The organism is Streptomyces sp. HUAS MS02 (genome assembly GCF_055702265.1).
In genome coordinates this window covers 5,811,696-5,824,371 of the sequence record NZ_CM146747.1, presented here as the reverse complement: position 1 = coordinate 5,824,371, position 12,676 = coordinate 5,811,696, and the positions used below count along the sequence as shown (strand labels likewise).

Below are 12,676 nucleotides of genomic sequence, written 5' to 3'. Positions count from 1 at the left end.
GGCGCCCTCGGCGACAGGTGCCACTTTTGCGGCACTCAGTGCCACCTGTCCGTCGGGCCCGCTGGTTACACCTGGACGCGCAGACGGGCGGACCCTTGCCGCCCGGCACCGCGCTGCCATACTTACGATGCCGTAGGTTACGGAACCGTAGGGAAAGCCGACAGGTATCCCCCGCATGCTGTTCCGCAGGCACTTTCCCCCGCTCTCCACCCTCGACCCCCCAGGGGACGCCCCATGAGCTCAAGGTCCGATGTGATCGAAGACGCGCCGAATGCGACAGGTTCTCCAGGCTCCGCACCGACCGACTCCCCCGCACCGTCGGCCACGCTGGGCGGCGAGCAGAAGCGTTCGATCGAGCAGATCACGCTGCTCCTCTTCATCACCGTCCCGTTCCTCGCGCTCCTCGGGGCCGTGCCGCTGGCCTGGGGCTGGGGTGTGAGCTGGCTGGATCTCGGCCTGCTGGTGTTCTTCTACTACCTGGGCTGCCACGGCATCACGATCGGCTTCCACCGGCACTTCACCCACGGCTCGTTCAAGGCGAAGCGCCCGCTGAAGATCGCGCTGGCGATCGCCGGTTCGATGGCGGTTGAGGGCCCGCTGGTGCGCTGGGTGGCCGACCACCGCAAACACCACAAGTTCTCCGACGCCGAGGGCGACCCCCACTCGCCGTGGCGCTACGGCGAGACGCTCCCCGCCCTGCTGAAGGGCCTGTGGTGGGCCCACATCGGCTGGATGTTCGACGAGGAGCAGACGCCGCAGGAGAAGTACGCCCCGGACCTGGTCAAGGACCCGGCGCTCCGCGCGATCTCCCGCCAGTTCATCTACTGGACGATGCTCTCCCTCGCCCTTCCGCCGCTGATCGGCGGTCTGGTGACGATGTCCTGGTGGGGCGCGTTCACCGCGTTCTTCTGGGGCTCCCTCGTCCGGGTGGCCCTGCTGCACCACGTGACCTGGTCGATCAACTCGATCTGCCACGCGGTCGGCAAGCGCCCCTTCAAGTCCCGCGACCGCTCGGGCAACGTCTGGTGGCTGGCGGTCCTCTCCTGCGGCGAGTCCTGGCACAACCTCCACCACGCCGACCCCACCTCCGCCCGGCACGGGGTGGAGCGCGGCCAGCTGGACTCCTCCGCTCGGCTGATCCGGTGGTTCGAGGTGTGCGGCTGGGCGTACGACGTCCGCTGGCCGTCACGCTCGCGTATCGATTCCAGGCGCAAGACGGGTGAGGACGGCACCGAACACCGGAAGGCGCCCGCCGAGGCGGCATGATTGACGCCGTGGCGACCGACTCCAGCAGCACCCCGAGCAACGACAAGCCGCGGCGTACGCGCCGCACCCGGATGACGGGCGCCGAACGCCGGGCACAGCTGCTGGAGGTCGGGCGCGTTCTGTTCGCCGCCAAGGGCTTCGAGGCCACGTCGGTGGAGGAGATCGCGGCGAAGGCCGGGGTGTCCAAGCCGGTGGTCTACGAGCACTTCGGTGGCAAGGAAGGGCTGTACGCGGTGGTGGTGGACCGCGAGATGAGCCGGCTGATGGACATGGTGACCAGTTCGCTGACGGCAGGGCACCCGCGTGAACTCCTCGAACAGGCCGCGTTCGCGCTCCTGGACTTCATCGAGGAGCACACGGACGGCTTCCGCATCCTGGTCCGTGACTCGCCCATCCCGCAGTCGACGGGTTCCTTCGCGTCGCTGATCTCCGACATCGCCACGCAGGTGGAGGACATTCTCGGCCGCGAGTTCAAGAGCCGCGGCTTCGATCCGAAGCTCGCACCGCTGTACGCGCAGGCACTGGTCGGGATGGTCGCCCTGACCGGCCAGTGGTGGCTGGATGTCCGCCGGCCGAAGAAGGCGGAGGTGGCGGCGCATCTGGTGAACCTGGCGTGGCACGGGCTGGACGGCCTGAACCAGAAGCCGCGGCTGATCGGCCACCGGAAGTCTTGAGCCGGGGGTGCGTGGTGGGGGCGGTGCGTGGTCGGGTGCGGGTCCGGTGGGGCTTCTCGCGCAGTTCCCCGCGCCCCTAGAAGACCAGGCCCTGCGGGCCTGAAAAGCGACGGGGCCGCGGGCCTGAAAAGCACGGGGCGCAGCCCCGGCTTTTCAGGGGCGCGGGGAACTGCGCGACCAGCCCCCACGCACCCGCCATCGCTCCCGCACCCCCGAGCTATCAGGCGCCCCCGTCCACATCCTTCGCGCTGAGCGCCAGCTCGTTGTTCACGGTGAAATACGGCCGCACCCGCGTCCACCCCCGCTCACCATGCTCGAACATCTGCCCGGGCACCCGATCGGTCTTCCGTCGTTCCACCACATCACCCCCGATCCGCCCCACCGGTACGTCCCCCAGCCGCAGGTCCCACAGATCGTGCTCGACACTCCGCCGCCGCAGGAGCTCGCCGTAGGGAACGGTGAACCGGAACCCCCGCTCCCCCACGGCCCACACAGGCACATCGAAGTCGTACGCACTGTCGGCCCGTGACACCACCCGCACCACGGCCCCCTCCGCGACCGCACCGGCCACGGACTCGGCGGCCCCCAGAACCGTCCCGGTCACGGTCACCGTCCCCTCCCCCACCTCCACCGCGTCGATCTCCGCGTGGGCCGGCCGCAGCCACGTCCGCAGCGCGAGGAACCCGTCGACGGTCGGATACGGGATCCACGCCCCGACCCCCCGCGGGTCCACCCACGGCGGCCGACCGACCAGCGCGGCCTGTTCCACCAGCCGTGCGCCCAGCCGCACCCGCTTGTTCGAGCCGCGCGGCGCGACGTAGCAGTCCCAGCGGCCCTCGGCGAGGGTGTGCTCGGCGGGGCGCAGGGTCGCCCGCACCACGGTGTCCGGCGCGTCGGCGCTCGGCAGCACCTCCACCCTGACCTGCCGCTTGCCGGGGTCGCGGCGCAGCCGGGCGACGAGGTCGAGGGGCCCGGAAGGCAGCTCGGCCGGGTCGAGGAGGACGGTGAGGCCGCCGTCGGCGAGGGCGCGGGCGTGCACGGTGGGCGTGGGAGCGCTCCCGTCGGCCTCGGCGGCGGGGGCGGCCTTCGCGGGGCGGGGCCGGACGGCGCGGGCGGCGAGCCGTTTCAGCCGGGCGGCGCCGTCCCATCCGCGCCGCCGGGACCTGGTCAGTTCCTCGAAGAGGTCCTCGTAGCGCTGGGCGATGGCGTCGGGGGCGTAGGTCTCGGCCTTGATGAGGGCCTGTTTGCCGAGCCGTTCGCGCAGGGCCTCGTCGGAGACGACGCGGTTCAGCGCGTCGGCGTAGGCGTCGACGTCCCCGTCGAGCGGGACGAGGAGGCCGTCCTGTCCGTGGGTGATGATCTCGCCGGGGCCGTGCGGGCAGTCCGTGGCGACGACCGGGACGCCGCAGTGCATGGCCTCGACGATGGTCATGCCGAAGGACTCCATGTCGGAGGAGACGGCGGCGACGGCGCCCTTGGCCCACTCGGTCTCGATCGGGGAGACCGCTCCCATGAGGAAGGCCCGGTCGTGCAGCCCGAGCCGGTCGATCAGCTCGCGCAGGTTCTCCTTCTGCGGCCCGCGGCCGTAGATCCGCAGGGTCCAGCCGGGGTGGTCGGCGGCGACCTTGGCGAAGGCGTTCACCAGGCGGTCGTAGCGCTTGATGGGGATGAGCCGGCCGGCGGCGACGATGACCCGGGAGTCCAGGGTGGACCGCTCCACTGCGGGGGCCCGGACGCCGTTGGGGACGCAGACGATGGTGGTGCGGACGTCGGGCAGGGCGGCGCGGTACTGGGCGGCGTCGGCCTCGGAGACGGTGACGTAGGCGTCGAGTCCGCCGATGGCCCGGTTCTGGTCGCCGCGCAGCGGTTCCCGGTACTGGTCGAGGCTGAGGTGCTCCTGCCCGATCCGCAGACAGCGGCGCCGGCCGTCGCGGGCGAGGTAGCCGTTGAGGTCGGGGCGGGTGGCGATGACGACGTCGGCCTGGGTGTCGGCGAGGAAGCCGCCGATGCGTTCGTCCTGCAGGCCGGTGTAGGGCAGGTTCCCGGTGGCCCCCGTGTACGGGAACATCGTGCCGGGCCGCTGGGTGAGCGGGTGGTCGCCCTCGAATCCGGGGCTGCCTTCCCGCAGGTCGATCAGCGAGGTCAGACGGACGCGCGGGTCGAACGGGAGGGCGGGTTCGTCGCGGGAGCGGTGGACGCTGACGACCTCCACCTCGTGCCGGTCGGCGAATGCGGCGGAGAGGTTGGCGGTCGAGCGGATGGTGCCTCCGATACCGAAGGCATTGTTGATCAGGAACGCGATCTTCATATGTTTTTCCCCCTGGAAACCGCCCGAGGGCGGGCAGCATCGCGCCCGCACCCCCTGCTGGTCGGGCAAGGGATGCGCACGGGCACGGCTATATACGTGATACGTGGTCGACAATCAAGAAATGCATGATTCGGCGCAGCGGAAATCGGCCGATCGGGTAATCCGCGAGAAGAGTCGCGGAAACGAAATCCCGACCGGACGACAAAAAGCCTATGTGGCGCGCGTCACAATCCCCGTCAAACGCGCCGAGCGGCTCAGCAGATCACCACTGGCCCAGATCCCCCCTGGTCACAGCACGAACTCCCGCTTCCCCGAACATCCGGCGGGAGACAACAAAAGTGAACTGAGAATATATCCATCACAAAGGAAAGCCAAAGAACAATATCAGCCACTCCCGCACCAGAGGCACCGGGAAGCGGGCGGTCCGCACGGAATAAGGAAATCCGTTTTTCGGCTACGGCATTTCGAGCGGCGCGGGGCGCAGCGGGGTCGTTTCCAGAACGTCCGCCGCCATCCGCCCGGCCGGGCCCGCCGTCTGTTCCGCGATGCGCCGGAACGTGTCCTGGGCCTGCCGCGCGGGCCACTCGGTCGGAAGGTGCCGCACGGGCAGCCGCGGGTCGATACGGATGACGCGCAGCCACTCGGCGACGAGGCGCAGCCGGGTGGCGATCGGGTCGGCCTCGGCGACGTCGGCGGTGCTCCACCGCTTGTCGAAGGCCGCGTACCGTGCGGCGAGGGTCCCCAGGTCCCAGCTCTCGCGGATCATCAGGCCGACGTCGGTGAACTCGTCGGCCCGCGCGTGGAACACCTTCACATGCGCGTCCAGTCCGAGTTCCGAGACGATCTCCCGGACGTCCGCCCGGCCCGGGGCGATCCACAGCCCGCTGTAGAGGGCGCCGAAGCCGGACCAGGTGAGCCGGGAGCGCAGGTCGTGCCGCTGGCGTTGCCAGGACTCGGGGAGGGAGAAGCCGAGGAGGGTCCAGGTGCCGTCCCAGTCCTCGTTCACCGCGCCGTCGCGCCAGATGCGCCGGCCGCCGTCGCGCAGGATGTCCTCGGCGTGCGGGGTGAGGCCGAAGAACATCCGCCGGCCCTCGCGCTGGCGCCTCAGCAGCCCCCGGTTGACCATCCGCGTGAGCGTGGACCGCACGGCCTGTTCGCCCGTGCCGACCCGGCCGAGCACGTCGATGATGCTCCCCGAGTACACGCCGAGGCCGCTCTCCCCCCGGTCCAGCACGTGATTGCCGAAGAAGGAGAGCACCAGCGACTGCGGCCGCAACTGCGGCACGTCGACGGCCTCGACACCCGGGATCTCGTCCTCCACAGCGCAAGGGTACGGGGGTGGTCGGGGCCGGGTCAGGGGGCGAGGAAGGGTTCCGTCAGGGGGGCGGGGCAGGGGTTCCGTCAGGGGCGCGGTCCGGCGGCGACGCGGTTCGTCAGGAGCCCGGGAGAGGTTGGCGCGTTGCTCGGCCGCGGGCCGGTGGGGCTTCTCGCGCGGTTCCCCGCGCCCCTGCCGGGGCGCGCCCCGGAATCAGCCCGGCCGGCCCGGTTCCAAGAACTCCAACCGGTTTCCCACCGGGTCCTCGGAGAAGAAGCGGCGGTACCCCGGCAGGTCGTCGTTCCAGGTCACGACGGCCCCGCGCGCGGCCAGCCGGGCGGCGAACGCGTCGATGCCCCGCACCCGCAGCCCGGGGTGGGCCTTCCGCGGCGGCCGGAACCCCGCCTCCACCCCCAGATGCAGCAACACCTCCCCCGCCGCGAACCAGCACCCTCCCCGTACGGCGAGTGCGGGTGGCTTCTGGATCTCCGCCATTCCGAGGACGCCCACGTAGTACTCCCGCAGCCGGCCCTCCGTGCCCGGCGGTGCCGCCAGCAGGACGTGGTCGACCGCGGTGATCATCGGGGCGTGTCCGGCTTGTGGGCGACGGCGAAGATGCGGCGGAACGGGAAGGGGGTGCCGTGCGCCGTGCGCGGATACGCCTCGCGCAGGGCCGTGCGGTACTCGGCGACGAAGGGCGCCGCGTCCGGGCCCAGTTCGGTGAGGACCGGGCGCAGGCCCGTGCCCTCGACCCAGTCGAGCACCGGGTCCTCGCCCTGGAGGAGGTGGACGTACGTCGTCTCCCAGGCGTCGACCTCGCAGCCGAGGTCGGCGAGGGCGGCCTGGTAGGCGACGGGGGCGTGGACCGCGTCGTCGTGGCGGAGGGTGTCGCCGAGGCGGTCCTTCCAGCGGGCGGAGTGCGCCAGTTCGCGCATGAGGCGGTGGCTGGGCGAGTCGAAGTTCCCGGGGACCTGGAAGGCGAAGGTGCCGCCGGGGGCCAGTGCCTCGACCCAGGCGGGGAAGCGGGCGAGATGCCCGGGCACCCACTGGAACGTGGCGTTGCCGACGATCAGGTCGTACGGCTCCGGGGGTACCCAGGTACGGACGTCCGCCTCGGCGAAGTCGATGTGCCCGCCGCCCGGGGTGGGCCCCTCGTGGTCGGCCCGGGCCCGGTCGAGCATCTCGGGCGAGTTGTCGTACCCGGTGATGCGTGCGGTGGGCCAGCGGTCGGCGAGCAGGCGGGTGACGTTGCCGGGGCCGCAGCCGAGGTCGGCGATGCGGGGGTGCGCGGCGGGCGGGTCGGGGACGTGGGCGAGCAGGTCCCCGAAGGCGCGGGCGCGGTGGCCGGCGTGCCGCAGGTACTGCTGGGGGTCCCAGGTGGGGCTGGTGGCGGGCATGGGGACGTCCTCCTCGTGATCGCTCTCGTCATGACTCTCGTCATCACTCAGCTGCCGGACGGCACTCCCACTCTCGACCGCATATATCTCGAAGTCAAGAGACTTTGATCTAATCATCTTGATCTCAAGAGACTTCACATCGACACAACCACTACACTGATCGTCATGGAGGACGAGGTCGATCGGCTGGTCGCAGCGTGGCGCCGGGAGCGCCCCGACCTCGACGTGGAGCCGCTGGAAGTACTCAGCCGGGTGAGCAGACTGGCCCGGCACCTGGATCGCGCGCGCCGGCTGGCGTTCGCGGAGCACCAGCTGGAGCCGTGGGAGTTCGACGTGCTGACGGCGCTGCGGCGGGCGGGAACCCCGTACCAGCTCTCGCCCGGTCAGCTGCTCACCCAGACGCTGGTGACGTCGGGCACGATGACCAACCGTATCGACCGGCTCACGAAGAAGGGCCTGGTCGAACGACTGCCCGACCCCAGTGACCGCCGTGGCGTGCTCGTCCGGCTCACGGACGAGGGCCGGGACCGGGCGGACCAGGCGCTCGCCGGACTCCTCGACCAGGAACGCGCGATCCTGGCCGAACTCACCCGCGCCCAACGCGGCGAACTGGCAGGCCTCCTACGTCAGCTGACCGCCCCGTTCGACAACATCCCCGGCTGAGGGCCTGCCGACCGGATCCTGCCGGAGACGCGGGTCCGGCACGCACCGGACCCCGCTCAGCGGCGGTTGTCAGGCGCTGCTGCTCTCCTCCGGCATGATCCGCCCGGCAGGCCCCAGGTCCACCGGACCCACACCCGCCCGGCGGGCGAGGGCCACGGCGGCGAGGGTGGAGTGGACGCCCAGCTTTCCGAGGACGTTCTGCATATGGGTGCGGACGGTGTGCGGGGAGAGGAACAGGCGCTCGGCGACGGCCTTGCGCCCCAGCCCCGCCACCATGCACCGGAGCACTTCGCGCTCACGCGGGGTGAGGGACTCGACGAGCCGCTCACTCTCCGTGCGGTGCTTGCGCGCGGCGGTCAACTCCCGCAGGACGCCCGTGAGCAGCGCGGGCGGCAGATGCGTCTCGTCGCGCAGCACGCCCCGGATGACGGTGAGCAGCCGGGACAGCGAGCAGTCCTTGGCGACCCAGCCGGACGCGCCCGCCTGGAGGGCCAGTGCGGCTCTGCGCGGATCGTCCTTCTCGGCGAGGACGACGATCCGTACGCTCGGCTGTCCCGAACGCACGCCCGCGACGAGCGATATGCCGTCCACGAGACCGTCCTCGCCGCCGTCCGGCGAGGGTACGGCGGTCGGCCGCGCGCCGGGCACCTGGGCATGACCCCCCAGGTCGGCGTCGACCAGCAGCACGTCGAACTTGCGCCCCTCCGCCGCCGCGCGGTCCAGACAGCGCAGCGCCGCGGGGCCGCTGCCGGCCGCGGACACGTCGACGTCCGGCTCGGCGGCCAGCGCCGCCGCGAGCGACTCGGCGAAGATACGGTGGTCGTCGACGACCAGGACTCGGATGCGAACCACTGAAACCCCCACTGGTCGGGGGACGACCGGCGCGAGTACGGCGCCCGGAGCGTGCCCCGGTGTACACCTGGGACGGGGCGTCGCAGCCGCACGGCCGCCGCCGTGCTGAACCGCTACCCCCACTCCGGGCGTCGTACCCGACTGTCTCGCCCCCTGATCAGCACCGGCCCCCACCGGCGCTGTTCATCAGAGTAAGGCCGGGGGGCTGGAGCGGAAGGTAATTTGCAGAACTGGTTGTCCAGCGCGTTTATCGTGTGCCGCATGTTTCGTATGGAGACAGAAGTCGACAGGGATCGAAGCCAATTGCTGCTTTCCCGGCTGCGTGCCACCAATGCCGCCGCTTCGCCGATCCTCCGTGACCTGCGCGGCACCCCCGGTGAACGCGAAGTCCCGCTCCACGTATGGATCCTGGACGAGGCCGGCGATCTCGCGGGCGGCCTGGTCGGCCACACCTGGACGACCTGGCTCCACGTCACCTATCTCTGGGTCGACGAGCGCCACCGGGGGCGGGGCCTGGGCTCGCGCATCCTCTCCGAGGCCGAGCACATCGCCGTCCGGGAACGGGGCGCCCGCTCCTGCCGTCTGGAGACCTGGGACTTCCAGGCGCCGGAGTTCTACAAGCGGCTCGGTTACGAGGTGGTGTGCGTGATCCCCGACTATCCGCCGGGGATCACGGAGTACACGCTCACGAAAAGGCTCGGCTGAGCACGGCGCGAGCGTTGGCGCCGATCGGTGCCGCGAGCCCGGCGTCGATGGGCGCCGCGGGTCAGGAGATCCGGCGCGCTCCGGCCGACGGGACCGCCACGAAGACACGCGGGGCCGTGAAGCCGCCGTCGGCGAAGGCCTCCTCCACCGCCTTGGTGACCGCGTCCGCGTCGGTCGCGTCGACGAGGACGATCGCGGAGCCGCCGAAGCCGCCGCCGGTCATCCGGGCGCCGAGGGCGCCGGCGGCCAGGGCGGTGTCGACGACGAGGTCCAGCTCGGGGCAGGAGATCCGGAAGTCGTCGCGGAGGGAGGCGTGGCCCTCGACCAGGACGGGGCCGATCGCGCGGGTCTCGCCCGACTCCAGGAGGGAGACCACGCGCTCGACGCGCTGGTCCTCGGTGACCACGTGGCGGACCAGGCGGCGGACCTCCTCGTCGTCGCCGATGCGGTCGAGGGCCGCGTCCAGCTCGTCGTAGGCGACGTCCCGCAGCGCGTCGACGCCGAGGAGGGCCGCGCCCTTCTCGCAGCCGGCCCGGCGCTTGCCGTACTCGCCCTCGCTGTGGGAGTGCTTGACCTGGGTGTCGACGACCAGCAGCTGCATGCCCTCGGCGGCCAGGTCGAAGGGGATCTGCCGCTGGGAGAGGTCCCGGGTGTCGAGGAACAGGGCGTGGCCGCTCTCGCAGCACGCGGAGGCCGTCTGGTCCATGATCCCGGTCGGGGCGCCGACGTAGACGTTCTCCGCGCGCTGGCACAGGCGGGCCAGCTGCCAGCCCTTGAGGCCGAGGTCGTAGAGGTCGTTGAGGGCGAGGGCGACGACCACTTCGAGGGCCGCCGAGGAGGAGAGGCCGGCGCCCGTGGGGACCGTGGACGTCAGGTGCACGTCCGCGCCGGTCACCGCCGTGTGGCCCGCCTCGCGCAGGGCCCAGACCACACCCGACGGGTACGCCGTCCAGGCGCGGTCGGCCTGGGGGGTGAGTGCGTCGAGGGACAGTTCGACCACGCCGCCCTCGACGTCGTCGGAGTGCAGGCGCAGGACGCCGTCCGTGCGCCGGGAGACGGCCGCGACGGTGGTGTGCGGGAGGGCGAAGGGCATGACGAAGCCGTCGTTGTAGTCGGTGTGCTCGCCGATGAGGTTCACCCGGCCCGGCGCGGCCCACACTCCCTCCGGCGCCGCCCCGTAGAGCTCCTCGAACCGCCCGGCGACGACGACAGCCTCGCTCATCCCGTGACCCTGACCTTTCCGTACTGGACCGACGAACCGGCTCGGCCGCTGAACTGGCCGAGCCGGCACACTACTGGGCGCGAACGGGTGCGGGCCCGCGCCCGCTCCCGCGTGGACTACCGTGCCTGCGCCTGCGCGGACTACTGAGCCGCCCGCGCCTGCGTGAACTCCCACGCGTCCGCCACGATCTCCGCGAGGTCCGCGCGCGACGGGTTCCAGCCGAGCCGTTCGCGGGCGGTGTCGGCGGAGGCGACCAGGGTGGCGGGGTCGCCGGCCCGGCGCGGGGCGACGACCTCGGGGATCGGGTGGCCGGTGACCCGGCGGACGGTCTCGATCACCTCGCGCACCGAGAACCCGTTGCCGTTGCCCAGGTTGCAGATGAGGTGCTCGCCCGGTTGTGCGGCGTCCAGCGCCAGCAGGTGGGCGTCGGCGAGGTCGGCGACGTGGATGTAGTCGCGGACGCAGGTGCCGTCGGGGGTCGGGTAGTCCTCGCCGAAGACGGAGATCGCGTCCCGCCTGCCCTGGGCGACCTGGAGCACCAGCGGGATGAGGTGCGACTCGGGGTCGTGGCGCTCGCCGCAGGTGCCGTACGCGCCGGCCACGTTGAAGTAGCGCAGGGAGACGGCGCCCAGGCCGTGGGCGGCGGCCTCGCCGGTGATCATGTGGTCGACGGCCAGCTTGGAGGCGCCGTACGGGCTGGTCGGCCTGGTGGGCGCGGACTCGACGATGGGGGTGGTCTCCGGCTCGCCGTAGGTGGCGGCGGTGGAGGAGAAGACCAGCTTGCGCACGCCCGCCTCGCGCATCGCGGCGAGCAGGGCCATGGTGCCGCCGACGTTGTTGTCCCAGTACTTCTCGGGCTTCACGACGGACTCGCCGACCTGCGAGAACGCGGCGAAGTGCAGGACGGCGTCGAAGGAGCCGTCGAGCCACTTGCCGGCGTCGCGGATGTCGCCCTCGACGAAGGCCGCGCCGGCCGGGACGCCCTCGCGGAAGCCGGTCGAGAGGTTGTCGAGGACGACGACCTCGTGGCCCGCCTCCAGCAGATGCTGGGCGACCACGCTGCCGACATACCCCGCGCCACCGGTGACCAGGTACTTGCCGCGGTGCTTCCCGCCCTGCTGCCCGTCCTGCTGCCCGCTCATGAACTCGCTACCTCTCGCAGTCGCTCGGCCGCGCGCTCCGGCGGCACGTCGTTGATGAACACGTTCATGCCGGATTCGGAACCCGCGAGAAACTTCAGCTTGCCGGTGGTGCGGCGAATGGTGAAGAGCTCGAGGTGGAGCGCGAAGTCCTCGCGCTGGACACCCTCGAACTCCTCCAGCGTGCCGAACGGGGCCTGGTGCCAGGCCGCGATGTACGGGGTCGGAGGCTCACCCTCGCCGAAGATCCGGTCGAAGCGCCTCAAGAGTTCCAGATAAACCTTGGGGAATTCTGAGCGCGCGTCCTCGTCGAGCGCGAGCAGGTCGGGGACCCGGCGCTTGGGGTACAGGTGGATCTCGTACGGCCAGTGCGCCGCGTACGGCACGAAGGCCGCCCAGTGTTCGGTCTCGAGGACGATCCGCTCGTCCGCCAGCTCCCGTTCCAGGACGGTGTCGAAGAGGTTCCCGCCGCCGGTGGCGTCCTTGTGGGCCGCGAGGGCGCGCAGCATCAGCGCGGTGCGGGGGGTGGTGAAGGGGTACGCGTAGATCTGCCCGTGCGGGTGGCCCAGGGTCACGCCGATCTCGGCACCGCGGTTCTCGAAGCAGAACACCTGCTCGACGGAGGGGAGGTGGGACAGTTCGGCGGTGCGGTCGGTCCAGGCCTCCAGGACGAGGCGGGCCTGTTCCTCGGTCAGGTCGGCGAAGGACGCGTTGTGGTCCGAGGTGAAGCAGACGACCTCGCAGCGGCCGGAGTCACCGGCGAGCGAGGGGAAGCGGTTCTCGAACACGACGGCGTCGTACGAGGAGTCCGGTATCTCGCTGAGGCGGTCGCCCTCGGAGGGGCAGAGCGGGCACTCGTTCGCCGGGGGGTGGTAGGTGCGGCCCTGGCGGTGCGAGGCGATCGCGACGGAGTCGCCGAGCAGCGGGTCCCGGCGTACCTCCGAGGTGGTGACGGTGCGCTCCAGGGGCCGCTTGTCCACCGCGTCGCGCACGGCGTCGTCGCGCAGGTCGTAGTAGATCAGCTCACGACCGTCGGCCAGCCGGGTCGAGGTCTTCTTCACGCCGGACTCCCCATCCCACCCATCAAACAGAACCAAACACATCAAAGCACAGGTTCCGACGTTCGTCACCGTCA

Annotated in this window: 12 protein-coding genes; 4 read left to right on the top strand and 8 right to left on the bottom strand. The window is 71.3% G+C overall.

Annotation, left to right across the window (positions count from 1 at the left end; all coding sequences use genetic code 11):
• Positions 1 to 234 precede the first annotated feature (234 nt).
• Positions 235 to 1,266 carry an acyl-CoA desaturase gene (locus ACZ9QC_RS25175; RefSeq protein ID WP_472915196.1) on the top strand — a complete coding sequence of 344 codons (1,032 nt, stop codon included), beginning with the start codon at positions 235 to 237 and terminating at the stop codon, positions 1,264 to 1,266.
• On the top strand, positions 1,263 to 1,940 hold the full coding sequence (locus tag ACZ9QC_RS25170; RefSeq protein ID WP_472915195.1) for a TetR/AcrR family transcriptional regulator: 678 nt from the start codon (positions 1,263 to 1,265) through the stop codon (positions 1,938 to 1,940). The genes ACZ9QC_RS25175 and ACZ9QC_RS25170 overlap by 4 nt, the downstream gene beginning before the upstream one ends.
• Positions 1,941 to 2,160: 220 nt before the next feature.
• Here the strand turns inward: ACZ9QC_RS25170 and ACZ9QC_RS25165 are convergent, their stop codons facing one another.
• From ACZ9QC_RS25165 to ACZ9QC_RS25150, 4 genes are all read right to left on the bottom strand, one after another.
• Complete coding sequence (locus ACZ9QC_RS25165) at positions 2,161 to 4,248, bottom strand: glycosyltransferase family 4 protein (RefSeq protein ID WP_472915194.1); 2,088 nt, start codon at positions 4,246 to 4,248, stop codon at positions 2,161 to 2,163.
• Positions 4,249 to 4,702: 454 nt separating this feature from the next.
• Positions 4,703 to 5,569: a PaaX family transcriptional regulator gene (locus tag ACZ9QC_RS25160; protein WP_472915193.1), complete on the bottom strand. Its 867-nt coding sequence runs from the start codon at positions 5,567 to 5,569 to the stop codon at positions 4,703 to 4,705.
• A 207-nt stretch (positions 5,570 to 5,776) separates the two neighbouring features.
• A complete protein-coding gene (locus tag ACZ9QC_RS25155; protein ID WP_472915192.1) occupies positions 5,777 to 6,145 on the bottom strand; it encodes a VOC family protein in 369 nt (122 codons plus the stop codon).
• Positions 6,142 to 6,960, bottom strand: a complete 819-nt coding sequence (locus ACZ9QC_RS25150; RefSeq protein ID WP_472915191.1) for a trans-aconitate 2-methyltransferase — start codon at positions 6,958 to 6,960, stop codon at positions 6,142 to 6,144. The genes ACZ9QC_RS25155 and ACZ9QC_RS25150 overlap by 4 nt, the downstream gene beginning before the upstream one ends.
• A gap of 165 nt (positions 6,961 to 7,125) precedes the next feature.
• Here ACZ9QC_RS25150 and tamR point away from each other — a divergent pair, with 165 nt between their 5' ends.
• Positions 7,126 to 7,623: a MarR family transcriptional regulator TamR gene (gene tamR / locus ACZ9QC_RS25145; protein WP_467329224.1), complete on the top strand. Its 498-nt coding sequence runs from the start codon at positions 7,126 to 7,128 to the stop codon at positions 7,621 to 7,623.
• A gap of 69 nt (positions 7,624 to 7,692) precedes the next feature.
• On the opposite strand, the gene ACZ9QC_RS25140 is transcribed toward tamR, so the two are convergent.
• Positions 7,693 to 8,475 (bottom strand): LuxR C-terminal-related transcriptional regulator, encoded by a 783-nt coding sequence (locus tag ACZ9QC_RS25140; RefSeq protein ID WP_472915190.1) that lies wholly within the window; start codon positions 8,473 to 8,475, stop codon positions 7,693 to 7,695.
• Positions 8,476 to 8,736: 261 nt separating this feature from the next.
• Here ACZ9QC_RS25140 and ACZ9QC_RS25135 point away from each other — a divergent pair, with 261 nt between their 5' ends.
• Positions 8,737 to 9,180, top strand: coding sequence for a GNAT family N-acetyltransferase (locus ACZ9QC_RS25135; protein ID WP_472915189.1), 444 nt, complete (start codon positions 8,737 to 8,739; stop codon positions 9,178 to 9,180).
• Between the two features lie 61 nt (positions 9,181 to 9,241).
• Here the strand turns inward: ACZ9QC_RS25135 and galK are convergent, their stop codons facing one another.
• From galK to galT, 3 genes are all read right to left on the bottom strand, one after another.
• Positions 9,242 to 10,402 carry a galactokinase gene (galK, locus tag ACZ9QC_RS25130; RefSeq protein ID WP_472915188.1) on the bottom strand — a complete coding sequence of 387 codons (1,161 nt, stop codon included), beginning with the start codon at positions 10,400 to 10,402 and terminating at the stop codon, positions 9,242 to 9,244.
• Positions 10,403 to 10,542: 140 nt separating this feature from the next.
• Positions 10,543 to 11,544, bottom strand: coding sequence for a UDP-glucose 4-epimerase GalE (gene galE, locus ACZ9QC_RS25125; protein WP_472915187.1), 1,002 nt, complete (start codon positions 11,542 to 11,544; stop codon positions 10,543 to 10,545).
• Complete coding sequence (gene galT / locus ACZ9QC_RS25120) at positions 11,541 to 12,602, bottom strand: galactose-1-phosphate uridylyltransferase (RefSeq protein WP_472915186.1); 1,062 nt, start codon at positions 12,600 to 12,602, stop codon at positions 11,541 to 11,543. The genes galE and galT overlap by 4 nt, the downstream gene beginning before the upstream one ends.
• Positions 12,603 to 12,676 lie beyond the last annotated feature (74 nt).

Coding starts and splice junctions, on each gene's coding strand:
- ACZ9QC_RS25175 (WP_472915196.1), top strand. CDS start 235: ATGAGCTCAAGGTCCGATGTGATCGAAGACGCGCCGAATGCGACAGGT.
- ACZ9QC_RS25170 (WP_472915195.1), top strand. CDS start 1,263: ATGATTGACGCCGTGGCGACCGACTCCAGCAGCACCCCGAGCAACGAC.
- ACZ9QC_RS25165 (WP_472915194.1), bottom strand. CDS start 4,248: ATGAAGATCGCGTTCCTGATCAACAATGCCTTCGGTATCGGAGGCACC.
- ACZ9QC_RS25155 (WP_472915192.1), bottom strand. CDS start 6,145: ATGATCACCGCGGTCGACCACGTCCTGCTGGCGGCACCGCCGGGCACG.
- ACZ9QC_RS25150 (WP_472915191.1), bottom strand. CDS start 6,960: ATGCCCGCCACCAGCCCCACCTGGGACCCCCAGCAGTACCTGCGGCAC.
- tamR (WP_467329224.1), top strand. CDS start 7,126: ATGGAGGACGAGGTCGATCGGCTGGTCGCAGCGTGGCGCCGGGAGCGC.
- ACZ9QC_RS25135 (WP_472915189.1), top strand. CDS start 8,737: ATGTTTCGTATGGAGACAGAAGTCGACAGGGATCGAAGCCAATTGCTG.
- galK (WP_472915188.1), bottom strand. CDS start 10,402: ATGAGCGAGGCTGTCGTCGTCGCCGGGCGGTTCGAGGAGCTCTACGGG.
- galE (WP_472915187.1), bottom strand. CDS start 11,544: ATGAGCGGGCAGCAGGACGGGCAGCAGGGCGGGAAGCACCGCGGCAAG.